Origin of the sequence: Luteococcus sp. (assembly GCF_043424415.1) — a bacterium.
GTDB lineage: Bacteria > Actinomycetota > Actinomycetes > Propionibacteriales > Propionibacteriaceae > Luteococcus.
In genome coordinates, this window is record NZ_JBHWOO010000061.1 from 1 (window position 1) to 23,618 (window position 23,618).

The following is a 23,618-nucleotide window of genomic DNA, read 5'->3' on the forward strand; positions in this document are numbered from 1 at the left end:
GCACTCCGTCGTGACGGTCGCGGGCCCTCCCGTGGTGCGTGGCGCTCACTTTCCTTCGGCGAGCAGCGCGTCCAGACGCGGGGTCTGCGAGCCATTGCCCTGGGCTGACCGGGCCTCGTCCAGCGAGGCGGGGGCTTGGGAGGGCTCGGCGTGACCATTGCGCACCGACTCCAGCTGACGGGCCAGCTGCTCGGCCATGGTGCTGCGGTACTCACGCTCGAAGTTGCGCAGGCTGTCGATGGCCACGACCAGCTGGTCGCGCTCGGCCTCCAGCTTGGCGAAGAGCTCGCGACGGCGGTTCTCCACGTCGGTGTTGACCCGGTCGGAGTTGGCGCGAGCCTCGGCGGCCAGACGCTGCGCCTCGGCCTGGGCCGAGGAGGTGAGCTGGTCGGCATTCACACGGGCCTCGGACTGCGTCTTCTCGGCGCGTGCATTGGCCTCATTGGTGAGCTCCTGGGCCTTGCGCTCGGCCTCGGCGACGGTGCGCTCTGCCTCGTTCTCGGCTTCGGCGACCACGGCTTCGGCCTGCTCGGTGGCGAGCTGCACCAGACGGGTCACTGCGGGGCTGGCCTGGGCAGCGGTGCTGACCACGATCTTCTCGATCCTGCTGCCCGAGCCGTCCATCACCGTCAGGCCGGTGGCCTGGCGGGCCTGCTCCAATTCACTGCGCACCTGCTCCAGCTGGCGCTTGAGCTCCTCGTTCTCCTGCGTCAGACGACGGGCCTCGGCGTCGTCGGCCTCGCCCGCAGCGCTGTCACGGCGCAACTGATCGAGCTGGCGGCGCAGCTCGTCGTTCTCGGACCTGAGCTCGGCGCGCAGACGCTCCTGCTCGGCCTCCTGCTGGGGGTCGGGGGTGGCGGCACCGTCCAGGGCCGCGAGCTGCGCACGCAGACGCTCGTTCTCCTCGAGCACATTGCCGAAGGTCAGGTCGACCTTGTCGACGAAATCGTCGACCTCGGTGGCTCGGTAGCCCTCGCCCACGCGCTTGGCGATCGGGAAGCGAACGTTCTTCACGTCCTCAAGGGTCAGCGTCATGTGTTACTCCCAGCTAGATGAGGTTGTTCACCCCGGGCGACGGCGCGTCGCCCGGGACCGGGGGTCAGGTGGCCACGTCAGTCGGGACCGGTCCATTCCCCGGGACCTGTCGCAAGGCTACTCCAGCCGCGAGCGGGGGCACCACCGCCAGGTCGAGGGTTGGCCGTGAGCCCGCTTGCGCTCTTGGCCAAGCTTCAGCTCTGGTTGAAGAAACCGCCCGCCGCGATGCGTTCCTTGTCCTCGGCGGTGACGGTGACGTTCTGCGGAGAGAGCAGGAAGACCTTGCTGGTGACCCGCTCGATGGTGCCCCGAAGGCCGAAGATGAGCCCGGCCGCGAAGTCGACCAGACGCTTGGCGTCGGCATCCTCCATGTCGGACAGGTTCATGATCACCGGGACATTGTCGCGGTAGTGCTCGCCGATGGTGCGCGCCTCATTGTATGTGCGCGGGTGGACCGTGATGATCCGGGTCAGGTCAGCGGTGCTCGGCTCCGGAACCGGACGCTGTGCGGGCGCGGGGCTCACGCTGACCGACTGTGGCGCGAGCTGCTCGGCCGGCTTGGGGGCCACGGTGGCACCGCCGCGACGCTCGGGCAGCGAGGTGATCTGCGAGGACTCCTCACGGGAATCGGTGAAGACCTCTTCGGTCAGCTCCCCGTCCGCCTCGTAGTCGTAGCGCGAGTCCTCGATGAGGCCGAGCCACTTGCCCACCTTCTTCATGCTGCTTTCCGACATGTGTGCCCTCCTGGAATGACGTCTGGGACGACACTACCCGGTGTGCGGGCACGGTGGGTCAAGGGCAGCTCACGACACGCGACACACGAGCCCTGCAAGGCGTCCCGCCCCGTCGCCGTCACGCCGGTGCGAGTGCAGCACCGGTGTGGTCATGGTGCATCCGCCCACGCTGCGCCACCCGACCCCCAGCGCCTCGAGCTGACGCCCGCAGGCACCACCCAGGTCGAGCGAGTCGCTCCCCCAGCGGGTCGTGGCCCGGATGCCCGGATGGCGCGTCTCGAGTTGCTCTGCCATCTGCGGCGGCACCTCGTAGCAGCCGGCGCACACGTGCGGCCCGACCACCGCCTCGATCCTTCCGGCGCCCAGCCGCCGCATCGCGGTGACGGTTGCCTCCAGTACGCCCAGGTCGACCCCGGCCCGCCCGGCATGCGCGACGCCCAGCACCCCGCCGGTCGCGTCGGCAAGCAGGACCGGGACACAATCGGCAACCCGCACCACCAGCGCGATGCCGGGCCGGTCGGTGACGATTGCATCGGCCTGCGGCAGCGGCGGCCCACCAGCGGCCTCACCCAGCCAGGAGTCGCGGCCCCAGCCGGACAGGAAGGACTCGTCGGCCACCAGCACCTCCCGCCCGTGCACCTGGTGGGTGGCGACCAGCAGCTCGGCACCGAGGGCCCGGCGCACCAGCTCACCATTGGCGCGCACCGCCGCCAGCTCGTCCACATCGGTGCGCCCCAGGTTCAGGCTGCCCATCGAGCCGGTGCTGTGGCCACCCTCACGGTCGGTGAAGGCCACCTGGATGGTGCCCCTGGCGCCGGTGATCCGTTCGTGGAAGCAGAACATCCCCCCAGGCTAGTGCCTCGGGGGATGCTGCGGCCGGACAGGCGATGCGTCACGCGCCCTGTGCGAGGGTGCTCACTTCAGGAAGTCGGGGATGTCCAGGTCGTTGTCGTCCTCGACGGGACGCGGAGTACGCGCCGTCTCGAAGGCATTCTGCTGCGCATTGGCCTGCTGGTAGGGCGAGGCCTGCTGCGGCTGCTGCGAGGCCTGCTGCGGCTGCTGCGAAGCCTGCTGCTGGAACTGCGGGGCCTGCTGCTGCGGCTGGTACTGCTGCGCGGGCTGCTGGCGCTGCACCTGCGGCGAAGTGGAGCCCGTCACCTGCGGCCCGCGGGCCACCTGGGTGGCCGTCGGGGTGTTCTGCGCCTGCGGCGGCGTCAGCGGCGTGTTGCGGGTGCCATTCATGTTGAGCCCCGGGGAACGCTGCACGCCCGGCTGGCGGCGGGGCGGGGAACCACCGTCGAAACCGGCGGCGATGACGGTGACACGCACCTCGTCACCCAGGCCGTCGTCGATGATCGTGCCGAAGATGATGTTGGCCTCGTCGTGGGCAGCGGCCTCGATCAGGTTGGCGGCGGCCGAGACCTCGAACAGACCCAGGTCCGAACCGCCCGCGATCGACAGCAGGACGCCGTGGGCGCCGTCGATGGAGGCCTCCAGCAGCGGCGAATTGATCGCCGTCTCCGCCGCGGCGCGGGCACGATCCTCTCCCCTTGCCGAACCAATGCCCATCAGGGCCGAGCCGGCATTGCTCATCACCGACTTCACGTCCGCGAAGTCGAGGTTGATCAGGCCCGGGGTGGTGATCAGGTCGGTGATGCCACTGACACCCTGCATCAGCACCTGGTCGGCCTGCTTGAAGGCATCCAGGATGGCGACCTGGTGGTCGGTCATCTGCAGCAGCTTGTCATTGGGGATCACGATGAGGGTGTCGACCTCGTCGCGCAGGCGGCCAATGCCCTCCTCGGCCTGGTTCGAGCGGCGCTTGCCCTCGAAGGAGAAGGGGCGGGTGACCACACCAATGGTCAGGGCGCCCAGCGAACGGGCGATCTTGGCCACGACGGGGGCACCACCAGTACCGGTGCCACCACCCTCACCAGCGGTCACGAAGACCATGTCGGCACCCTTGAGGGTCTCCTCGATCTCCTCCGCGTGGTCCTCGGCGGCCTGGCGGCCCTTGTCGGGATCCGCGCCGGCGCCAAGACCACGGGTCAACTCGCGGCCCACGTCGAGCTTGACGTCCGCGTCACTCATCAGCAGCGCCTGGGCATCGGTGTTGATCGCGATGAACTCCACGCCCTTGAGCCCGGCCTCGATCATGCGGTTCACGGCGTTGACACCGCCGCCGCCGACACCGACGACCTTGATCACTGCCAGATAGTTCTGCGATGCACTCGCCACGGGGACCCCGCCTCAATTCTTGTACGTGTGGGTTTGGGAACCACACGCCACCCCACTCGACCAGAAGGCGTCGGGGGCAACGCTCAGGTTGACCCCAACAGGCTATGAGAGGCGCAAAACCGCTGTCCAACACGCGCGCCCCGCCGGGGACAGACTCTCAACCAAGCCTTGAGCCATTGGTCGAGGGCCCCGATCTCAACGCGTGCTGGGTGTCCCGGGTGAGCTGACGTCATAGACCTGGGCCTGCTGGCCCAGCAGCACCTCGAGCACCCGGACCTTCTCCCGCGAGGCCGACGAGCTGCCCCAGACCACGCGCCGGCCTTCGTCCAGCTGCAGCTCGATCCGGTCGGCGCTGTCGGCCTGGACCGAGTCCACCTGCTTGGCCACGGCGGGGCTGAGGCTGCCCACCACCGTCGCCACGTCGGCCAGCAGCCGATTGTCGACGGTACTGGTGCGCGCCACGGCAAGCCCCTTCACCGGGTCCGTCTGGCTCGCGAAGACCACCCCGTGGGAGTCCACCAACTGGTGGTTGGGGCCAGAACGGCGCTGGAAGACCGCGGTGCGCTCGGTCACCTCGACCACGACCGTCGACGGGGGCCTGGTGCGCACCTCCACCTTCTCCACCGGGGTGAGACCCTCGGCCACCCGCCGGCCCACCGACTCCACGTCCACCCGGGCCAGTGGCGTGCCCATCGGCACCGCGGCCGCCCGCACCACCTGCTCCTGGGAGACCCGTCGGGCGCCCTGCACCTCCACATGACGGGCAGCAAGGACCGGGCTGAAGCGCACCAGCCAGACCGCGACCAGGGCCAGGACCAGCAAGCCCACGGCCACTGCGACGGCCAGCCTGCGACGTCGGCGCTCCAGCCTGCGCCGCTCGGCGATCGCGGCGGAGACATCGGTGGGGGTGGCGGGCCGACGACGGGCCGGCTCGGGAGCCCGGGTGGCGGGGGCCATCAGGCCTCGCGTCCCTGCTGCTGCAGCTCGGCCACCAGGAGCGGGCCGACCAGGGTCACGTCGCCGGCACCCAGGGTCATCACCAGGTCGCCCACGGTGACCAGTCCGGCCAGCTCCGTGGGCAGGGCTGCCTTGTCGGGAACGTAGACGGTCCGGGCGCCGGCCGCCTGGGCGGCGCGGGCGACCAGGCTGCCGTCGACACCCTCGACCGGGTCCTCACGGGCACCGTAGACGTCGGTGACCACCACCAGGTCGGCCAGCGCCAGGGCCTGGCCGAAGTCCTGGCTGAACTCGCGGGTGCGGCTGTACAGGTGCGGCTGGAAGCAGGCCACCACACGCCCCTCGCCGGCAGCCCTGCGTGCGGCGGTGAGCGCTGCGCGGATCTCAGTCGGGTGGTGGGCGTAGTCGTCGAAGACCTGCACCCCAGCAGGCTGGCCCACCAGCTGGAAGCGGCGCAGGGTGCCGGTGAAGGTGGCGGCAGCGTCGACCAGCCGCTGCGGGTCAAGGCCCAGCAGGCGCCCCACGGCGAAGGCAGCCGCGGCATTGCCCAGGTTGTAGCGGCCGGGCACTTGGAGCCGGAGCCGCCCGCTCCATCCGTCATGGCTGATCGTGGCCGCGGCCTGGGTGCCCTCGAAGTCGAGTTCGGACAGGCGCACCTCGCAGTCGGTGGACTCGCCGAAGGCCAGGACCTGCTGCCCCTGGCAGCGCAGCCGCTGGCCCAGCTCGGCGGCCAGCGGATCGTCGCCGTCCAGCACGACGGCCCGTACCCGCTCACCGGTGGCGAAGCGCTCGAAGCCGGCGCAGTAGGCCTCGGCAGTGCCCCAGTTGTCCAGGTGGTCGGCCTCGACATTGGTGATCACGGCGATGCTGGTGGGGTACTGCAGGAAGGAACCGTCGGACTCGTCGGCCTCCACCACGAAGGCGGCCCCGCTGCCCAGGTGGGCGCTCTTGCCGGTGGCGGCCAGGGGTGAGCCGATCACATAGGAGGGGTCGGCGCCAGCACCGGCCAGCATCACCGCAGCCATGCCGGTGGTGGTGGTCTTGCCGTGCGTCCCGGCCACCGAGACCGCCTCGGTGTCGAGCATCAGGCTCGCCAGCGCGGCGGAACGGTGCCAGATGCGCAGGCCACGGCTGCGGGCCGCGACCAGCTCCGGGTTGTCCTCGCGGATCGCGGAGGAGACCACCACCGTGCGCGCCTGGCCGAGCTGCTCGGCGGCGTGGCCCACGTGGGTGCGGATGCCCTGTGCCGCCAGGGAACGCAATGCAGCAGAGTCGTGCTGGTCGGATCCGGAGACCTCCACCCCCAACTCGCCGAAGAGCTGCGCGATGCCACTCATCCCGGCGCCGCCGATGGCGATGAAGTGGACCGGCCCGGCCTCGGCAGCGGGGATCACCTCGACGGGTTCACGCAGCATGTCAGTTCCTCTCGGGGCGGGTGGTGCCAGCACGGGGGCCGGCCTGCGGCACGCAGTCCATCACCGCGCGGGCGACGGCCTGTGCGGCCCCGGCGCCCAGCAGGGCCGGACCGGCCGCACCCATCGTGGCCAGGGCCTGGTCGTCCAGGATGCGCGGGAGCACCTCGCCCAGCAGACGGGCGGCATCGAGCTCGTCGTCAGGCACCAGCACTCCCCCGCCGGCGGCCACCAGTCCGGTGGCATTGCGGGCCTGCTCCCCATTGCCGTGCGGGAGCGGCACGAAGACCGCGGGCAGCCCGCAGATGCCCGCCTCGTAGACGGTTCCGGCTCCCGAGCGGCACAGCAGCATGTCGGCAGCGGCATAGGCGCGCTCCATGCCGTCGACATAGGCGACGGGGTGGTAGGCGGCACCCGTGGTGGGATCGGTGACCACCTGCATGTCCTTGGTGAAGTTCTTGGGCCCCCACACGTGCAGCACCTGCACCCCGGCGGCCAGCAGGTCGTCGCGGCCCGCCAGCACGGCGGTGTTGATGCTGCGGGCGCCCTGCGAACCGCCGGTCACCACCAGGGTGGGACGATCCGGGTCGAGCCCGAAGCCCTCGCGGGCCTCGCGCCGGGTCGCGGCCCGGCCGGTGGCGGCCAGCGCGTCGATCTCGCGGCGCACGGGCATGCCGACGTGCTCGCACCGCGGCAGCGGGGTGTCGGCGAAGGTCGACAGCACCCGGGAGGCGAAGCGCGCGGCCACCCGGTTGGCCAGTCCCGGCACGGCATTGCCCTCGTGGACCACCACCGGGATCCCGCGACGCCGGGCCGCCAGGTAGGCAGGCATCGAGACATAACCGCCGAAGCCCACCACGACGCTGGCACGGGGGCTGGCGCCGTCACCGTCGAGCACCTCCCCGGCGCGGCGCACCGAAGCCGCCAGCCGCGAGGGCACCTTGAACAGCGCCAGCGTGGGGCGGCGCGGCATGGGCACCGGCGGGATGAGCTCCAAGGGCAGTCCCGCCTCGGGCACCAGCCGCGTCTCGAGGCCGCGGGCGGTGCCGATGCACACCAGCTCGGGTGCCCCGGGCAGCTCGGCCAACGCCTGGGCGGTGGCGATCATCGGGGCGATGTGACCCGCGGTGCCGCCGCCGGCCAGGACGATCCGGGTGGTGGGGCGCTCGACCATCATTCCTCCAGGCAAGTGGTTCGGGACAGTGGGGACTCAGGACGGCTCACCGGCCGGCGTCCACCACGGTAGTGATCTTGGGGCGCGGCTCGCCAGCCGTGCGGGCCAGCGCCTTGCGGGCCGCCGGCTCCTGCCGCGCGCAGGCCAGCAGGATGCCCACGGCGAAGATGTTGGCCATCAGTGCCGAGCCTCCGGCCGAGATGAAGGGCAGCGGGACTCCGACCACGGGCAGCAGGCTCATCGCCACCCCCACGTTGACCAGCGCCTGGAACATCAGCCAGCAGGTGGTGCCCGCGGCCAGCACCCGGACCAGGGTCGAGTCGGCGCGCATCGCAATCCGCAGCCCGGCCCAGCCCAGCACGGCGAACAGCGCCAGCACCGTCAGGGTTCCCAGCAGGCCCAGCTCCTCGCCTAGGACGGCGAAGACGAAGTCGTTCTGGGCGCCGTCGTAGAGGTTGCCCCACTTCTGGCGCGACTTGCCCAGGCCCAGTCCCCACCAGCCGCCCGAGGCCAGCGCATAGATGGCGCTCAGCGGCTGTTGCGAGGCAGCGGGGTCCTCGGCGGCATGGCCGGTGACGAAGGCGGCGATGCGCTTCATCCGGTTGGGGCTGGTGACCACCAGCGCGGCCACCAGGACACCCGCCAGTCCCAGCAGGGCACCCAGCATCCGCACCGGGACGCCAATCACGAACAGGATGGCGAAGGCAATCGCGCCGATCACCAGCGCGGTTCCGAGGTCCTTCTGGGCCAGCACCAGGACCAGAACCAGCCCGAAGCCGCCCAGCAGGGGCAGCAGCTCCCGGGGACGGTCCAGGACCTTCTCCTTGGCGCTGACCACCGAGGCAGCCCACATCACCAGACCGAGCTTGGCGAACTCCGAGGGCTGGATCGTCAGGGGGCCGAGCTTCAGCCAGGCCAGATTGCCCTTGCCCGCGTCGTCGCCGAGCCCGGGCACGAAGATCGCCAGCAGCATCACCAGGGAACCCACATAGGCCACCCAGCCCAGCACCTTGAGCCGGGAGGCCTTCTGGTGCGAGAGCCACCAGGCCACCGGCAGGGCCATCACCAGGAAGACCACGTGGCGCTTGGCGATGTAATAGGGATCGCCGTCATTGATCGACTGGGAGTAGACCGAGGAGCTGGACAGCACCATCAAGGCCCCGACGAAGACCAGCAGGGTCGCCGAGACCAGCACCAGGTACCAGGAGGCCAGGGGCGCGGCCAGGGCCTGGCCGATCATGCCGAGACGTTCTACCGGGGTGCGCGCTGCCGTCGCGCCGCCACGCCCCCGGGGACGGGAACCCCGCGGCATTGCCCGGGGACGGGAACCCCGCGGCGTGCCTTGGGCCGTGCGATCTGCCACTGCCTCCCCCTCTCGTGCTGCTGCCCCGGTCGTCTGCCTGCTCCTGCCCTTCGAGGCCCGGCCCGTGCGCGACGGCCCGGACTGCTGTCGGCCGCCGGCGCCGTCGTCGAGGACCACCGGTCAGTGGCCCAGTGCTCGTGCCGCGGCGGCGAAGTCGTCCCCCCGGGCGTCGTACCCGCTCCACATGTCCTGTGAGGCGCAGCCAGGGGCCATCAGCACCGTGTCACCCGGGCGGGCCATCCTGGCCGCCTGCGCGACGGCCTCGGCCATGACGCCGGTGTCGTCACGGTCCAGCACCACCACCGGGACCTCGGGGGCGTGGCGTCGCAGCGCCTCGGCGACGACCTCGCGGTCCACGCCCAGCAGCACCGCGCCGCGCAGCCGCCCGGCGTGGGTGGTGACCAGTTCGTCGAAGGTGGTTCCCTTGGCCTGGCCGCCGGCGATCCACACGATCGAGTCGAAGGCGCGCATCGACGAGTTCGCGGCGTGCGGATTGGTCGCCTTCGAGTCATCGACATAGGTGACGCCATCGTGCTCGACGACCGTCTGGATGCGGTGGCCGCCCAGCGTCAGGTCGCGCAAGCCCTGCCCGACGGCCTTGGCCGGCACGCCGAAGGAGCGGGCCAGCGCCGCCGCGGCCAGCGCATTCTCCACATTGTGCGGCGCCTGCGGGTGGACGTCGTCGAGCTTGGCGATCTCCAGGGCGGAGTCCTTGCGCTGCTCGACGAAGGCGCGGTCGACCAGCAGGTCGTCGACGACGCCGAGCATGCTCATGGCGGGGGTGCCCAGGGTGAAGCCGATCGCGCGGGCCCCCTCCACCACGTCGGCCTCCTCCACCATCCGCTCGGTGCGGGGATCAGCCACGTTGTAGACACAGGAGTGACGCACCTGCTCGTAGACACGGGCCTTGTCGGCGGCATAGCGGTCGATCGGCGACAGCTCGGCGTCGAAACCGTCACCCTCGTACCACTGCAAGTGGTCGGGCTGCAGGTTCAGCACCGCCGCGGAGTGCATCTGCACCGGGCAGTGCGGGTTGCGCAGCATCCAGTGCAGCTGGAAGCTCGACAGCTCCAGCGCCAGCACGTCGTGCTGGGTCTCGTCGAGCACCGCCTCCATCACCGGACGGCCGATGTTGCCGACCGCGGCAGTCTCCAGCCCGGCGGCCCGCAGGATCGACTCCAGCATCTGGGTGGTGGTCGTCTTGCCATTGGTTCCAGTCACGGCCAGCCACGGCACCGCGCGCTCGGGGTGCTGCATCCGCCAGGCCAGCTCCACCTCGCCCCAGATCGGGATGCCGCGGGCGATGGCCTGGGCCAGCAGCGGCGCCGAAGGGCGCCAGCCCGGGGAGGTGACCACGAGGTCGACATCGTCGGGCAGCGTGGTCGTCGTGCCCTCGCCGAGCTCGACGGTGGCGTCGAGGACCTCCAGCAGGGTGGCCTTGTCGACATTGGCCTCCGACTCGTTCTCGTCGAGCACGCGCACCTGCGCGCCCACCTCCAGCAGGCCGTCCGCCGCGGCGAAGCCGGAGGTCCCCAGACCGGCCACCACCACCTTCGCCTCCGGCCACGGCGAGGTGCGGTCGGCCGTGTCGATCCAGTCCTTCACAGTCACTGTCCTGCCACCCATTCCGCGTAGAAGAGTCCGAGCCCGGTGGCCACGGCCAGCCCACAGATGATCCAGAAACGGATCACCACGGTGACCTCGGCCCAGCCCAGGAGTTCGAAGTGGTGGTGGATCGGCGTCATCTTGAACAGCCGCTTGCCACCGGTCGCCTTGAAGTAGCTCACCTGGATCATCACCGAGACCGTCTCCATGACGAACAGGGCACCGATCACGACGAGCAGGAACTCGGTGCGCGAGAGGATCGCCAGGCCAGCCAGCGCCGCACCCAGCGACAGGCTGCCGGTGTCGCCGAGGAAGATCTTGGCGGGGCTGGCATTCCACCACAAGAAACCGAAGCAGGCGCCGGCCAGCGCCATCGCCACCACCGCCAGGTCATAGGGGTCGCGCACCTCGTAGCAGCGCGGACCGGCCGTCGACTGGGCGCCGCACCACTGGTTGAACTGCCAGATGTTGAGCAGTGCATAGGCGCAGAAGACCATCGTCGCGGCACCCGAGGCGAGGCCGTCGAGCCCGTCGGTGAGGTTGACCGCATTGGAGGCGCCCGCGATGAGCAGCATCATCCACACCACGGCCAGCGCGGCCGGCAGCACCAGCCAGCTCACGTCGCGCAGCACGCTGATCGCCTGCGAGGCGGGACGGATGCCCCGCTCATTGGGAAACATCAGGGCCATCGTGCCGAAGGAGGCGGCCAGGAAACCTTGGCCCAGCAGCTTCGCCTTGCCCGTCAACCCCAGGGAGCGCTGTTTGGAGATCTTGGCCCAGTCGTCCAGGAAGCCCAGCACGCCGTGTCCGACGAACAGGTAGAGCACCAGCACGGCCGAGACCGTCACCGGGGTCCAGGTGGCCAGGTGCGCCAGCAGGTAGGCCAGCACCACCGAGATGATGATCACCAGCCCGCCCATGGTGGGGGTGCCGCGCTTGGTGTGGTGCGCGGTGGGTCCGTCGTCGCGGATGAACTGGCCGTAGCCCTTGCGGACCAGGAAGCCGATCAGGATGCGGGTGCCCAGCAGCGTCCCGACCATGGCCAGTCCCCCGGCCAGCAAGATGTTCTTCACTGCGTGACTCCACTCGTCTCACCGTCGCCGCCCAGCAGCGCCTCGGCCACCGTCTCCAGGGCGATCCCCCGCGACGCCTTCACCAGCACCACGTCGGCCGGGTCCAAGACTAGCGAGGCCGCCGCCTGGTCGGTCTTCATGACCCGGGCCTGGCCGCCGGCGCTGCGGGCACCCTCGGCGATGGCCTCGGCGAAGCTGCCGACGGCCACCAGGTCATCGATGCCGCACTCGACGGCCTGCACGCCGACGGCGCGGTGCAGCGCCTCGGCGTCGCCGCCCAGTTCCAGCATGTCGCCCAGCACTGCGTGGACCTTCGCTCCCGGGTGCTCGGCACGACGGGTGCGGCCGATCCGACCGATCGTCGCGACGGCCTCGGCCATCGAGGAGGGGTTGGCATTGTAGGCGTCGTTGAGCACGGCCAAGCCGTCACTGCGCACGTCCATCTGCATCCGCCAGGGACTGCGGGTGGTGGCCGCGGACAGGCTGCTCGCCACCGTCTTCGCATCGCACCCGGCGGCGATGGCGGCGGTGGCGGCAGCCAGGGCATTGGAGACCTGGTGGCTTCCCAGCAGCTGCAGCTGCACCTGGTGCTGTTCGCGCCCGCCTGCACGTTCCACCACCAGGGTGAAGCGGTACTGCTCGAGGTCATTGGCGGACACGTCGACGGCCTGCACGTGCAGATCGCCATCGGGTGCGCTGCCGCCGGTCGACTCCCAGCCGGTCCGGCTCCACCAGGCCAGGTGCGCGCTGGTGCGGCTCGCCATGGCGAAGACCAGCTCGTCGTCGGCATTGAGCACGGCCCACCCCTCGGGCCGCAGCGCCTCGACGATCTCGCCCTTGGCCTGCGCGATGCCCTCGCGGCTGCCGAACTCCCCCAGGTGAGCGGTGCCCACGTTGAGCACCAGGGACACATCGGGGCGGGTGATCGAGCACAGCCAGGCCACATGGCCCAGACCGCGCGCCCCCATCTCGCTGACCAGGAAACGGGTTTGCCCGTCCACGCCGCAAGCAGTCAGCGGGACGCCGATCTCATTGTTGAAGGAGCCGATCGGGCTCACCGTCGGGCCGTGGGCCTCCAGCAGCTGGGCCAGCAGGTCCTTGGTCGAGGTCTTGCCCGAGGAGCCGGTGACGGCCAGGGTCACCAGGCCGCGCTCGTGTTCCCGTGCCACCAGGCCCCGGGCCAGCTCGCTGAGGCCGGAGACGGACTCGTCGACCAGCAGGTGCGGCAGGTCCGCCCCGGTGGCGCGGCTCGCCAGGACGGCGGCAGCGCCCGCGGCGGCCGCCTGGGAGGTGAAGTCGTGCCCGTCGACCCGCTCCCCGGGGATGGCCACGAAGAGGCTCCCGGGGGTGGCCTTGCGCGCGTCGATCACGACGTCCGGCCCCACCGCGACCGTGCCGTCGCCCTCCAGGCGTGCCCCGGCCAGCCGGGCCAGCTCCTGGGTACTGCTCGTCCTCATCGCCCTTCCTCCTGCCGCCCCGCGCACAGGGCGGTCCACTGCTCGCGGACCACCTGCACGTCGTCGAAGTGGTGCACGGTGCCCTCGACCGTCTGGCCCTTCTCGTGCCCCTTGCCCAGCACCAGCACCACGTCTGCGGCACCGGCACCGGTCAGCGCCCTGGCGATGGCGGCGGCGCGTCCCGCCTGCTCGACCACCTCGGCACCCCCTGCCCCCTGCGCACCCTCGACCACCGCCGAACGGATCCGGGCCGGGTCCTCGTTGCGCGGGTTGTCGTCGGTGACCACCACCAGCTGCGTCCCGGTGGCGGCAGCGGCTCCCATCGGGGCGCGCTTGGCCCGGTCACGGTCGCCACCTGCACCGACGACCACCACGATCCTGCCGCCGGGCCCGGGGCGGGCCGAGCGCACCGCCTGCTCGATGGCCTGCGGGGTGTGGGCGAAGTCGACGTAGACGGTGGGTGCCTGCTCGTCGAGGCGCACCAGCTGCATGCGCCCAGGCACCTGGGCACGGGCCAGGCCAGCCACGAGGCGGTCCTCGTCCAGGCCGGCCTCGAGGCCCATCGCCAGCGCCATCACGGCATTGCGGGCGTTGTACTCACCGGGCAGGTCGATGGTGAACTCCCGCTCGCCCTGCGGACCGCGGTAGACGATTCGGCTGCCCGGTCCCTCGGGCGTGGCCCGCACCAGCCGGTGGTCGCACTCACCCATGCCGGTGGTGACCAGACGGGGATGACCTTGCCCACGTAGTCGTTCGGCCAGCACGCGGCCATGCTCGTCGTCGATGTTGACCACCGCGACCCGGCAGTGGTCGGCCTCGAAGAGCCGCGCCTTGGCCTCGAAGTAGTCCTCCATCGTGGGGTGGAAGTCCAGGTGGTCGCGGCCCAGGTTGGCGAAACCGGCGACGTCGAAGCCGATGTGGTCGACCCGCTGGAGCGCCAGGGCGTGGGAGCTGACCTCCATCGCCACGCTGTCGGCCCCCCGCTCCAGCATGACTGCCAGCAGGGCCTGCAGGTCGGGCGACTCGGGGGTGGTGACGGTGGTGCGAGTGCTCGGCAGCTCCTCGCCGTCGAGCCGGAAACCGTTGGTGCCGATGGTGCCCACCCGTCGGCCGGCCGCCCGGAGGGCCTCCTCCAGCAGCAGGGTGGTGGTGGTCTTGCCATTGGTGCCGGTGATGCCGAACATCACCAGCTGGTGGGTCGGCAGTCCGAACAGCGTCGCGGCAGCATCAGCCATCGCGTCGCGGGCGTCCTCGGCCACCACGACGGGAACGCCGCTGGCCTCGGCCAGCTCGCGCCCGCTCGGGTCGGTGAGCACCGCGACCGCACCATGTTCAACCGCCTGGGCGGCGAAGCGGGCACCGTGCACCTTCATGCCGGGCAGGGCGACGTAGAGATCGCCAGCCCCCACGGTGCGCGAGTCCAGTGTGATGCCGGTGACCTCGACGCCGCGGGCAGGCAGCTGCACCGTGCCCTGCGGGCTCTGCGCAAAGAGCTCCAGCAGGTCGCGGCGCGGCTGGTGGCTGGGCCTGAGCAGGCCCTGGTCGGTGAGGCTCACGGTTCGTACTCCAACGGCTTGTCGGGTGCCGGCGTCGGGTCCGGCAGGACACCGTAGCGCGGCAGGGCCAGCTTCATGATCTCCTGGGCAATGGGCATCGCAACCTCCGAGCCCTGGTGCCCGCGCAGCGGCTCGTCGAGCACCGTGTAGACGAGGATCTGGGGGTTATCGGCGGGAGCGGCGAGCACGAAGGAGGCCGTGTAGCCGTCATAGCCGCCCTTGCCGTCGGCCCGCTCCGCAGTGCCCGACTTGCCGATTGCCCGGTAGCCGGGGATGGCGCGCTTCTCGGGGGCGACGGTGATCACCGACTCCATCATGTCGCGGACCTCCGCCGAGGCCTCCTTCGAGATGACGCGGCGCGGTTCCCGGGCCGGCAACTGCACCTGCTCGCCCTCGCTGGTGGTGGCCTGCTTGATCAGGGTAGGCGGATTGTGGACCCCTCCGTTGACGATCCCGGCCACGGCAGCGGCCTCCTGGATCGGAGTGGCCGACAGGCCCTGGCCGAAGGCGATCTGGTCACGGGTGTAGTCCGGCATGTCCGCCTTGGGCACCAGGCCGACCTGCTCCCCCGGCAGTTCCAGGCCGGTGCGCTCGCCCAACCCGAACTTCTTGAGGTACGCGACCAGGTCGGCCTTGTCGGCCTGGCGCGCCAGCATCGTGGTGCCGATGTTGGACGAGCGGGCCATGATGCCGCGGGCCGTCATCGGGACAGTGCCGTGCACCGAGGAGTCGCGGATGTAACCACCGCCAGAGGCCAGCTTCGGCGGCACCAGCACCCTGGTGTCGGCCTTGACCAGTCCCATGTCGGCCAGCGCGGCCAGGGTGAGCACCTTCTGCACCGAGCCGGGTTCGTAGATGGCCTCCACCGAGCGGTTCATCATGGAATTGCGGGCTGCGACCTCGCTGATCTTGTTCGGGTCATAGCTGGGCACGTTGGCATTGGCCAGCACCTCGCCGGTCTTGACGTTCATCACGATGGCGGTGCCCGTGGTGGCCGCGGCTCCCATCGCCCCCTTGGCCAGGGCTGCCTCGGCTGCCTGCTGGATGGTGGAGTCGATGGTCAGCTGGTAGTCGTAGCCGTCGACGGCCGGGGTCAGGACATCGGTGCCGAGCGGGATGCGGCCATAGGCCGAGCTCTCGAAGGTCTCGACGCCGGGCACACCGGTGAGCTCCTCGTCCAGGTACTTCTCCAGGCCCGTGACGGCGGTGCCGTCGCCACGTACCATCCCGACCAGGTTTCCGCCCACCGACCCGGAGGGGTAGATCCGTCGGGGATGGTCCTCCTTGTACAGGCCGTACCAGTAGGGCACTTTGTGGCCCTCCACGGAACCGCCCTTGCGCAACTGCTTGCTGATCTTGTTCCACACGGCGGTGTCCACCTGCGGGACGACCACCTTGTACTGCAAGAGCGTGCCGTCCTTGCCCTTGGCGGTCAGCGCGGGCAGGTAGTCGGCCGGCGTGCCGCCCAGGTGCTGGGCCAGCACCGCCGCCACGGCCTCCGGGGCCGCCTGGCCGATGGCCCGCTGGCGAGGCGTCAGCTCCACCCGTCCGTCCACACCATTGCGAGCGAGCATGCTGGGGTCGGCCACGATCTTGACCGAGGGCAGGGTGTCGGCCATCACGACCCCGAAGCGGTCACTGATGCTGCCGCGCTGGGGGGCCAAGGGAACGGTGTGGGTCATCTGGGCGGCCGCCTTGGACGCATAGGCCTGCGAATCGAGCGCCTGCAGCTGCAGGGCGCGGCCCATGCACAGCCCCAGGAGCAGCAGGACCAGTACCAGCAGTCGGCGCAGCCGCAGCGTCGGGTCGGCCATCTGCAGGCGTGCGCCGGAGCGACGCGCGGCAGTTGGGCGGCGTCGATGCTGGGACGCCATCAGCGTCCCCCGGTGCCATTCGTCGTGGGTGCAGACTCGTCCTGCGCTGCCTTCTTCTCGGCTGTCTTCTTCTGGGCGGCCTCCTGCTCGGCCGCCTTCTTCTCCGCCGCCTTCTTCTCCTGGGCAGCCTTCTCGCGCGCGATCCGATCTGCCTCGGCCTGCTTGCGCTTGGCCTCCTGCTCGGCGAGATAGGCGGCACGCGACTTCTCCATGCCCACGGTCACCTCGTCGGCGCTGCGGAACTTCTGGTCAGGCATCTCCATGCCCTGGACTCGCATCGGCTCACCGACCACCTGCCCGCCAGTGCCATCGGCATCCAGCCGCACGAAGACCGGGTGCGGGTTGGGGCGAAGGCCCATGGCCCAGGCCCGGTCGGCCAGGTCGGAGCTGGAGCGCAGCTGCTCCACCCGCGCCGACAACGAGGCCTGCTCGTGCCCCAGGTCCTCGGCGGTGCGCTGGGCGGCGACCACCGTCTGGGCCCGCTGCTGGATGCTTGTGTTGAGCAGCAGCACCCCCACCATGCCGGCGCCCAGCAGGGTGATGACGAAGATGATGAAACCGACCCGCGACAGGCGCAGCGGACTGGGCGCGACGGGTCGCAGCGGCGGCCGCGGGGCACGCGTGGAGCCACGCTCGGCGACCTCTTCCAGTGGGGCGAGCAAGGCGCTCATCGGGCACTCCTGAGACGTTCGGCGACCCGCAGCCGGGCGGAGGCTGCGCGGGGATTGGTCTGGACTTCTTCGGGGGAAGGCTTCTCGGCTCCGCGGGTGAGCAGGCCGAAACGGGGCTGCATGTCCTCGGGCACCACGGGAAGACCGGGGGGTGCGGTGTCCGAGGAGGCCTCGCGCAGGACGTTCTTGACCATCCGGTCCTCCAGCGAGTGGTAGGCCAGCACGGCGAGCCGTCCGCCGACGGCCAGTGCGTCGAGGGCGGCAGGCAGGACGCCCTCGAGGGCCTCCAGCTCGCCATTGACCTCGATCCGCAGGGCCTGGAAGGTGCGCTTGGCGGGGTGGCCCCCGGTCTTGCGGGCCGCCATCGGAATCGCATCGGAGATCACCTGCACCAGGCGTGCGGAACGGTCGAAGGGCTCCACCTCACGTTCGACGACGATGCGTCGCACCACGCGGTCGGCGAAGCGCTCCTCGCCATAGCGGCGCAGGATGTGCACCAGCTCGCGCGGCTCGTAGGTGTTGACCACCTCGGCGGCGGTGAGCCCCTGCTTGCCGTCCATGCGCATGTCCAGGGGCGCGTCCACCGAATAGGCGAAGCCGCGCTCGCGCCGGTCGATCTGCAGGCTGGAGAGCCCCAGGTCGAGCAGCATGGAGTGGATCTGGTCGATGCCGAGCTCCTCGAGCACCTCGGGCAGCTCGTCATAGACGGCCTCGGCCGGGATGAAACGGTCACCGAAGCGCTCCAGGCGCCTCGAGGCGATCACCAGGGCCGTGGGATCGCGGTCGATGCCCACCACGCGCGCTGTGGGGAAGGCCTCCAGGACCGACTCCGCATGGCCGCCCATGCCCAGGGTGCCATCGACGTGCACCGCACCTTCGCGCTGCAGGGCCGGACCGAGCAGCTCCAAGATGCGCTCACGCATCACCGGGACGTGGATCCTCGCCGCCTCCAGGGCCGTGACCTGGGCGGGATCGAGCGCGCGGTCGCCACCGATGGCGTCCCCGCCAGCCTCGGTCTCGCCCATTCGACCCACCCATCCACTCGTTTGTGCCTCGGGGTTTCAATCCGGGTCCACCCGGGAGTCGGTTGACCCCCCGGTCGGGAAGAGAAGGACCTGGCACCGGGGAAGGTGAGCCAGGGCCTCCAGGACCCGGATCGAAGCCTCGCGGCACAAGCCGCACCTTGCGTCCCCGGTCACAGGCCGGGGAAGACCTCTTCATTCATCTCGGCGAAGACCGATTCCTGCGCAGCGGAGTACTCCTGCCAGGCGACGACGTCCCAGACCTCGACCCGGTTGATGGCACCCACGACGACGATCTCCTTGTCCAGCCCCGCATAGCTGCGCAACATGGGCGGGATGGTCACGCGTCCCTGCTTGTCCGGCGTCTCGTCGCTGGCCCCCGCCGCCAGCATGCGCTGGAAGTCACGGACCTGCTTCACCGTCGTCGGAGCGGCGCTCACCTGCTGGGTCATCGCGACGAAGGTGGCCGTCGGATAGATCGCCAAACAGCGATCCTGGCTCCTGGTGATCACCAGGCCGTCGGCCAGCTCGTCACGAAACTTCGCCGGCAGGAAGAAGCGGCCCTTCTCATCGAGCTTGGGAGTGTGCGTACCCAGGAACACCGGGACACCTCCACTCACTCCACGATTGCGCCGATCCTCTCCACTGCGCTCCACATTACTCCACCAGCCCCCACTTCAAAGACATTGCGCTCCCCCGCGCCCGTCCCTGGGCAATCTTCAGAAAGCTTTTCCGAGCGTGTGCCGCATTGGGGGCTGGTATGGCAGGCGGTAGGCTCGCCAGGGTGCCCGCGGACCGTCCACAGGCGGCGGGGGCACACTGCTGACAACCCGCGGCCCCGGCCGCGACCCGACGACCAGCACGCGGCGCCAGCCGGTGCCCAGATGATGAGGAGAAGCCGGTGGAGCAGAATGGGGCACCCAGCCGCACCCTGTCCGACGTGGTCGACGTGATGGGTCACGTCCGCACCGCCATCGAGAGCGTGATCGAGGGCAAGACCGACCAGGTCAACATCGCCCTGGCCGTGCTGCTCGCCGAGGGCCACCTGCTCGTGGAGGACGTGCCCGGCGTCGGCAAGACCATGCTCGCCCGGGCCCTGGGCCGCTCCATCGACTGCAGCGTGCGGCGCCTCCAGTTCACCCCCGACCTGCTGCCCAGCGACATCACCGGCGTGAGCGTCTACAACCAGGAATCGCGCGAGTTCGAGTTCAAGCCCGGCGCCATCTTCGCCAACATCGTGGTGGGTGACGAGATCAACCGCGCCTCCCCCAAGACCCAGTCGGCCCTGCTCGAGGCGATGGCCGAGCGCCAGGTCTCGGCAGACGGCATCACCCACCACCTGGCCTCCCCCTTCATGGTGGTGGCCACCCAGAACCCGATCGAGATGGAGGGCACCTACCCGCTGCCCGAGGCCCAGCGCGACCGCTTCATGGCCCGCATCGAGATGGGCTACCCCACCCGGGCCTCCGAGCTCGACATGCTCGACTCGCACGGCGCCACCAGCCCGCTGGAGGAGCTGCACCCGGTCACCGACGCCGACACCGTCGTCGACCTCGCCCGCACCGTCAAGACCGTCTACGTCGCCCCGGCCGTCAAGGACTACATCGTGGGCGTGGTGGCGGCGACCCGCCAGAGCAAGGACCTGCGCCTGGGCGCCTCACCGCGTGCCAGCCTGCACCTGCTGCGCATCGTGCGGGCCCAGGCCGCGCTCGCCGGACGCGACTACGTCATCCCCGACGACGTGCAGGCCCTCGCCCCGGTGGTGCTGGGCCACCGCCTGCTGCCCTCTGTGCAGGCCCAGCTGGCCGGCCGCACGGTGCACGAGATCATCGAGGCTGCCGTCGAGACCGTCGCCATCCCCGACCGGCGGTGATCCCTTGATCGCCAAGTCATGGCGAGTGCTCACCGGCCGAGGGCGGGCCTTCCTGCTCGTCGGCCTCGTGGGTCTCGTGCTCTCGCTGGCCTTCGGCCAGCGCGACCTCGCACGCGTCTTCATCCTGCTGCTCCTGCTGCCGGTGGCTGCGATCCTGGTGGTGGGCCGCTCCCGTCTGCACCTGGTGGCCGAGCGCACCATCGACCCGCCGCGCGTCACGCTGGGCGAACGGATGGAGGCCTCACTGGTGCTGCGCAAGGCCGGGGCCCTCCCGGTCGGCCTGCTGCGCTTCGAGGACAGCGTGCCACGCGAACTCGGCCGTCGGCCCCGCTTCACCGTCCACACCTTCGCCGGCGACTGGCAGCGCAAGGTCACCTACCCGCTGATGGGCCTGGCCCGTGGTCGCTACCGGGTCGGCCCCCTGCTCGTGCGCGCCGTCGACCCCTTCGGCCTGGCCGAGATCGACCGTCGCTTCCGCGCCAGCAACGAGGTCCTGGTCACCCCCGCCGTGGAGCCGCTCGACCAACTCGGATCGGCGGCCGGCAACAACGCCTCCGGCGAGTCCACCCCGCAGAAGATCGGCCTCGTGGGGCAGGACGACGTGCTGGTGCGCGAATACCGCGACGGCGACGACGTGCGTCGTATCCACTGGCGCTCCACCGCCCGCAAGGGCGAGATCATGGTGCGGCGCGAGGAGCAGGCCTGGGACCCGAGCGTGTCCCTGCTGCTCGACTCCCGCGCCTCCAGCCACGCAGGCACCGGCCGTACCGCCAGCTTCGAGTGGGCCGTCTCAGCCGCCACCAGCATCGCCCACCACCTGCTCGGCAACGGCTTCCGGCTGTCCATGGTGGACGCCGAGGGCCGCGTTCCCACCGCCAGCGCCGAGGACCCGCATGCCGCCCGCGAGGCGGTGCTGCTGGCCATGACCGACGAGCAGACCTGTGATCTCGACAGCCTCGAAGGTGCGCTGGAGAGCAAGATGCAGCAGCAGGGCGAGATGCTGGTGGCCGTGCTCGGCCGCCTCACACCCGACGACGTCGCTGCCCTGGCCACCGCGCGACACGGGCGCACCGTGGGCCTGGCGATCGTGCTGGACGTCGACTCCTTCACCATCCGCGGTCTGCGCGCCGCCCCCGAGGTGATGGCCCAGCACCAGGACTGCGTCCGCCAGCTGGCCGATGCCCAGTGGCGCGTGGTGCAGGCCACCCGCAACTCGACGGTGGCCGGCGTCTGGGCCGAACTGGAACGACGAGGAGGAGCCTGATGCGCGACACCGACCGCACGACCCTGGCCGTGGGCGTCGCGATGGCGCTGGGCGCCGCCAGCCTCGCCCCGCTGACCACCGACCGTTTCTACCTGGTGCTCTCGGCCGCCCTCGTGCTGGCCCTGCAGTCCACCTCGCTGCTGCTGCGCCGCACCGGGCTGCGTCCCCTGTTGGTGCACCTGGTGCAGGTGCTGCTGCTCCTGCTGGTCGCCGTGGGCCTTGGACTGGGCAGCCAGCCGGAGGCCACTCGCAGTCTCGGCCACCTGGGCCAGCTGTTCAACGACGCCGTGCTCCAGATCCGCGTCCAGAGCGCCCCGATGGCCACCACCCCCAGCGTGCGCTGGCTGATGGTGCTGCTGGTCGGCGTGGTCACCATCGTCGCCGACGTGCTCGTGACCACCCTGCGCTCCACCGCCTGGATGCTGGCATCCCTGCTGACCCTCTACCTGATCCCCGCCCTGGCCGTCGAGCAGGACGTGCACTGGCTGCCCTTCGCCTTGTTGGGCCTGGGATACCTGCTGGTACTGGTGGCTGACGGGATCAACGAGAACGTCGCCTGGACCCGCAACCTGGCCAGCGACAGCGTCACCAGCAGCCACACCGCCGCCGGCGCCCGCCGCCTCGGCGCGCTGGTGGGCGTGCCCGCCCTGGCCCTGGCCCTGCTGCTCGGACAGGTGGCCCCCCGCTTCGGCAGCCTCGACATCGAGTCCGCCCGCCCACGCGGCAGCGGCCCCATCCAGATGGCCGACCCCACCCTGGACATGTCGAAGAACCTCAACCTGCCCAGCGACCGGGTGGTGCTGACCTACCAGTCCGACGAGCCGCTCTACCTGCGCACCGCCTCACTGACCGTGATGGACGCCGAGGGCTGGCACATGGCCCCGGCCAAGCTGGAGGACGGGCCATTGCCTGCCCCGCCCGGCCTGACCACCGGCGGCAAGCAGGTCTCCACCCAGATCGACATCAAGGACCTCAACGGTGAATACCTGCCGGCCCCCTACGCCCCGCAGAACTACACCGTCGACGGGCGCTGGCGCCATGACCCGGCCACCCTGACGATCCTGTCCACGCAGGACAAGGACCGCACCGAGGCCATCCGCAACAAGAGCTACCGCGTCACCAGCAAGCTCAACGATCCGGGCGCCGAGAACTTCACGCTGGCCCAGCCCGGCACCCCTCCGGACGTCAAGACCACCAGTGCGGTGCCCAAGGACGTCCCCAAGACGATCATGGACATCACCCACCAGGTGACCAAGGAGGCCTCCACCCCGGTGCTGAAGGCCGCCGCGATCCAGGCCTACCTGGCCAGCCCGCGCAACTTCGGCTACTCCACCACTGCCCCGCCCGGCAACGGCTTCGAGGTGCTCACCAACTTCCTCACCAAGGACAAGATGGGCTACTGCGTCCACTTCGCCTCGTCGATGGCGCTGATGGCGCGCATCGAGGGCATCCCCTCGCGGGTCTCGGTGGGCTTCCTGCCCGGCGAGAAGGTGGGCGACCACTACGAGGTGAGGGCCAGCAACATGCACGCCTGGCCCGAGCTCTACTTTGCCGAGTACGGCTGGGTGCGCTTCGAGCCCACCAGCCGCGTCGCCTCGGCCCCCGAGTGGTCGCTGGTGAACAAGGACGTCAAGCCGCTGCCCTCGGCGACCGCCTCGGCCGGTGCCAGCTCGGCGGCGCCGACGCCCTCGGCCACCGTGTCCAGGGCCAGTGCCAGCCCGAGCGCCAGCGCAGCCCCCGCCCCGGCCACCGACCAGGGACTTCCCTGGGGACGCCTGCTCGCCTGGGGCGCCAGCGCACTCGGCGTTCTCCTGGTGCTGGCCCTGCCGGCCATCGTGCGGGCCCTGACCCGACGCAAGCGCCTGGGTGAGCACGCCGACATCCACCAGCAGGTGGCCGACGGGTGGTACGAGGTACGCGACAGCATTCGGGACCTGGGGAGCACCTGGCCCCCCGGCACGATGCGCGAGAAGGCCGTCGCATTGCACCCGCAGCTCGACCAGTCGGGGCGCGAGGCCATCGACGGGCTGGTGCACGACCTGGAGAGGTCCCGCTTCGCCCCTGCCCTGGACGATGCCGGCCAGACCGCCGACCAGGTGCGCGCCATCCGCGCCGACCTGGCAGAGCGGTCCACCACCGGGCAGAAGGTGGCGGCAGCACTGCTGCCCCGCTCGCTGTGGGCCTGGCTGCAGGACCGCCGGGAACGACGGCTCAGCCAGCGGGTGGTGCGGCAGTCGGACTTCGACGACTGACCCACCGCACTGGGCCAACTCACTGGGCCAACTCACTGGGCCAACTCACTGGGCCAAC

Annotated in this window: 19 protein-coding genes; 3 read left to right on the forward strand and 16 right to left on the reverse strand. The window is 70.7% G+C overall.

Annotated elements, in window-relative coordinates; all coding sequences use genetic code 11:
* Positions 1-45: 45 nt before the first annotated feature.
* The 16 genes from ACHFFZ_RS03395 to mraZ form a co-directional block, all read right to left on the reverse strand.
* On the reverse strand, positions 46-1,035 hold the full coding sequence (locus ACHFFZ_RS03395) for a DivIVA domain-containing protein (protein ID WP_394275256.1): 990 nt from the start codon (positions 1,033-1,035) through the stop codon (positions 46-48).
* A 194-nt stretch (positions 1,036-1,229) separates the two neighbouring features.
* Positions 1,230-1,769, reverse strand: coding sequence for a cell division protein SepF (locus tag ACHFFZ_RS03400; RefSeq protein WP_394275257.1), 540 nt, complete (start codon positions 1,767-1,769; stop codon positions 1,230-1,232).
* Positions 1,770-1,838: 69 nt separating this feature from the next.
* Positions 1,839-2,612, reverse strand: a complete 774-nt coding sequence (locus ACHFFZ_RS03405) for a polyphenol oxidase family protein (RefSeq protein WP_394275258.1) — start codon at positions 2,610-2,612, stop codon at positions 1,839-1,841.
* Between the two features lie 72 nt (positions 2,613-2,684).
* Positions 2,685-4,007 carry a cell division protein FtsZ gene (ftsZ, locus tag ACHFFZ_RS03410; RefSeq protein WP_394275259.1) on the reverse strand — a complete coding sequence of 441 codons (1,323 nt, stop codon included), beginning with the start codon at positions 4,005-4,007 and terminating at the stop codon, positions 2,685-2,687.
* 195 nt (positions 4,008-4,202) lie between these two features.
* Positions 4,203-4,964 (reverse strand): cell division protein FtsQ/DivIB, encoded by a 762-nt coding sequence (locus tag ACHFFZ_RS03415; RefSeq protein ID WP_394275260.1) that lies wholly within the window; start codon positions 4,962-4,964, stop codon positions 4,203-4,205.
* On the reverse strand, positions 4,964-6,379 hold the full coding sequence (gene murC / locus ACHFFZ_RS03420) for a UDP-N-acetylmuramate--L-alanine ligase (RefSeq protein WP_394275261.1): 1,416 nt from the start codon (positions 6,377-6,379) through the stop codon (positions 4,964-4,966). The genes ACHFFZ_RS03415 and murC overlap by 1 nt, the downstream gene beginning before the upstream one ends.
* Before the next feature lies 1 nt (position 6,380).
* Positions 6,381-7,550 (reverse strand): glycosyltransferase, encoded by a 1,170-nt coding sequence (locus tag ACHFFZ_RS03425; RefSeq protein ID WP_394275272.1) that lies wholly within the window; start codon positions 7,548-7,550, stop codon positions 6,381-6,383.
* A gap of 46 nt (positions 7,551-7,596) precedes the next feature.
* Positions 7,597-8,790: a putative lipid II flippase FtsW gene (gene ftsW, locus ACHFFZ_RS03430; RefSeq protein WP_394275262.1), complete on the reverse strand. Its 1,194-nt coding sequence runs from the start codon at positions 8,788-8,790 to the stop codon at positions 7,597-7,599.
* A 243-nt stretch (positions 8,791-9,033) separates the two neighbouring features.
* Entirely contained in the window at positions 9,034-10,539 is a 1,506-nt protein-coding gene (murD, locus tag ACHFFZ_RS03435) for a UDP-N-acetylmuramoyl-L-alanine--D-glutamate ligase (protein WP_394275263.1), read from the reverse strand.
* Complete coding sequence (gene mraY, locus ACHFFZ_RS03440) at positions 10,521-11,591, reverse strand: phospho-N-acetylmuramoyl-pentapeptide-transferase (protein ID WP_394275264.1); 1,071 nt, start codon at positions 11,589-11,591, stop codon at positions 10,521-10,523. The genes murD and mraY overlap by 19 nt, the downstream gene beginning before the upstream one ends.
* Positions 11,588-13,048: a UDP-N-acetylmuramoyl-tripeptide--D-alanyl-D-alanine ligase gene (gene murF, locus ACHFFZ_RS03445; protein WP_394275265.1), complete on the reverse strand. Its 1,461-nt coding sequence runs from the start codon at positions 13,046-13,048 to the stop codon at positions 11,588-11,590. The genes mraY and murF overlap by 4 nt, the downstream gene beginning before the upstream one ends.
* Positions 13,045-14,514 (reverse strand): UDP-N-acetylmuramoyl-L-alanyl-D-glutamate--2,6-diaminopimelate ligase, encoded by a 1,470-nt coding sequence (locus ACHFFZ_RS03450; protein ID WP_394275273.1) that lies wholly within the window; start codon positions 14,512-14,514, stop codon positions 13,045-13,047. The genes murF and ACHFFZ_RS03450 overlap by 4 nt, the downstream gene beginning before the upstream one ends.
* An 86-nt stretch (positions 14,515-14,600) precedes the next feature.
* Positions 14,601-16,478 (reverse strand): peptidoglycan D,D-transpeptidase FtsI family protein, encoded by a 1,878-nt coding sequence (locus ACHFFZ_RS03455; protein ID WP_394275266.1) that lies wholly within the window; start codon positions 16,476-16,478, stop codon positions 14,601-14,603.
* Entirely contained in the window at positions 16,478-17,149 is a 672-nt protein-coding gene (locus tag ACHFFZ_RS03460; RefSeq protein ID WP_394275267.1) for a hypothetical protein, read from the reverse strand. The genes ACHFFZ_RS03455 and ACHFFZ_RS03460 overlap by 1 nt, the downstream gene beginning before the upstream one ends.
* The gene (gene rsmH / locus ACHFFZ_RS03465) at positions 17,146-18,174 is read right to left on the reverse strand and encodes a 16S rRNA (cytosine(1402)-N(4))-methyltransferase RsmH (protein WP_394275268.1); all 1,029 of its coding nucleotides are present in this window, start codon (positions 18,172-18,174) and stop codon (positions 17,146-17,148) included. The genes ACHFFZ_RS03460 and rsmH overlap by 4 nt, the downstream gene beginning before the upstream one ends.
* A 170-nt stretch (positions 18,175-18,344) precedes the next feature.
* Positions 18,345-18,773 (reverse strand): division/cell wall cluster transcriptional repressor MraZ, encoded by a 429-nt coding sequence (gene mraZ / locus ACHFFZ_RS03470; protein ID WP_394275269.1) that lies wholly within the window; start codon positions 18,771-18,773, stop codon positions 18,345-18,347.
* Between the two features lie 338 nt (positions 18,774-19,111).
* Here mraZ and ACHFFZ_RS03475 point away from each other — a divergent pair, with 338 nt between their 5' ends.
* From ACHFFZ_RS03475 to ACHFFZ_RS03485, 3 genes are read left to right on the forward strand one after another with little or no spacing between them, the layout of a single operon-like run.
* Entirely contained in the window at positions 19,112-20,044 is a 933-nt protein-coding gene (locus ACHFFZ_RS03475) for an AAA family ATPase (RefSeq protein WP_394275274.1), read from the forward strand.
* Between the two features lie 4 nt (positions 20,045-20,048).
* Positions 20,049-21,308, forward strand: coding sequence for a DUF58 domain-containing protein (locus tag ACHFFZ_RS03480; RefSeq protein WP_394275270.1), 1,260 nt, complete (start codon positions 20,049-20,051; stop codon positions 21,306-21,308).
* Positions 21,308-23,560, forward strand: coding sequence for a transglutaminaseTgpA domain-containing protein (locus ACHFFZ_RS03485; RefSeq protein ID WP_394275271.1), 2,253 nt, complete (start codon positions 21,308-21,310; stop codon positions 23,558-23,560). The genes ACHFFZ_RS03480 and ACHFFZ_RS03485 overlap by 1 nt, the downstream gene beginning before the upstream one ends.
* The last annotated feature ends 58 nt before the right edge of the window (positions 23,561-23,618 follow it).

Excerpts from the sequence above, each read along its gene's own strand:
- ACHFFZ_RS03415 (WP_394275260.1), bottom strand. The coding sequence starts at position 4,964 with ATGGCCCCCGCCACCCGGGCTCCCGAGCCGGCCCGTCGTCGGCCCGCC.
- ACHFFZ_RS03460 (WP_394275267.1), bottom strand. The coding sequence starts at position 17,149 with ATGAGCGCCTTGCTCGCCCCACTGGAAGAGGTCGCCGAGCGTGGCTCC.
- rsmH (WP_394275268.1), bottom strand. The coding sequence starts at position 18,174 with ATGGGCGAGACCGAGGCTGGCGGGGACGCCATCGGTGGCGACCGCGCG.
- ACHFFZ_RS03485 (WP_394275271.1), top strand. The coding sequence starts at position 21,308 with ATGCGCGACACCGACCGCACGACCCTGGCCGTGGGCGTCGCGATGGCG.
- murD (WP_394275263.1), bottom strand. The coding sequence starts at position 10,539 with ATGGGTGGCAGGACAGTGACTGTGAAGGACTGGATCGACACGGCCGAC.
- ACHFFZ_RS03425 (WP_394275272.1), bottom strand. The coding sequence starts at position 7,550 with ATGGTCGAGCGCCCCACCACCCGGATCGTCCTGGCCGGCGGCGGCACC.
- ftsW (WP_394275262.1), bottom strand. The coding sequence starts at position 8,790 with ATGATCGGCCAGGCCCTGGCCGCGCCCCTGGCCTCCTGGTACCTGGTG.
- ACHFFZ_RS03400 (WP_394275257.1), bottom strand. The coding sequence starts at position 1,769 with ATGTCGGAAAGCAGCATGAAGAAGGTGGGCAAGTGGCTCGGCCTCATC.
- ACHFFZ_RS03405 (WP_394275258.1), bottom strand. The coding sequence starts at position 2,612 with ATGTTCTGCTTCCACGAACGGATCACCGGCGCCAGGGGCACCATCCAG.
- ACHFFZ_RS03395 (WP_394275256.1), bottom strand. The coding sequence starts at position 1,035 with ATGACGCTGACCCTTGAGGACGTGAAGAACGTTCGCTTCCCGATCGCC.
- murC (WP_394275261.1), bottom strand. The coding sequence starts at position 6,379 with ATGCTGCGTGAACCCGTCGAGGTGATCCCCGCTGCCGAGGCCGGGCCG.
- ACHFFZ_RS03455 (WP_394275266.1), bottom strand. The coding sequence starts at position 16,478 with ATGGCGTCCCAGCATCGACGCCGCCCAACTGCCGCGCGTCGCTCCGGC.
- murF (WP_394275265.1), bottom strand. The coding sequence starts at position 13,048 with ATGAGGACGAGCAGTACCCAGGAGCTGGCCCGGCTGGCCGGGGCACGC.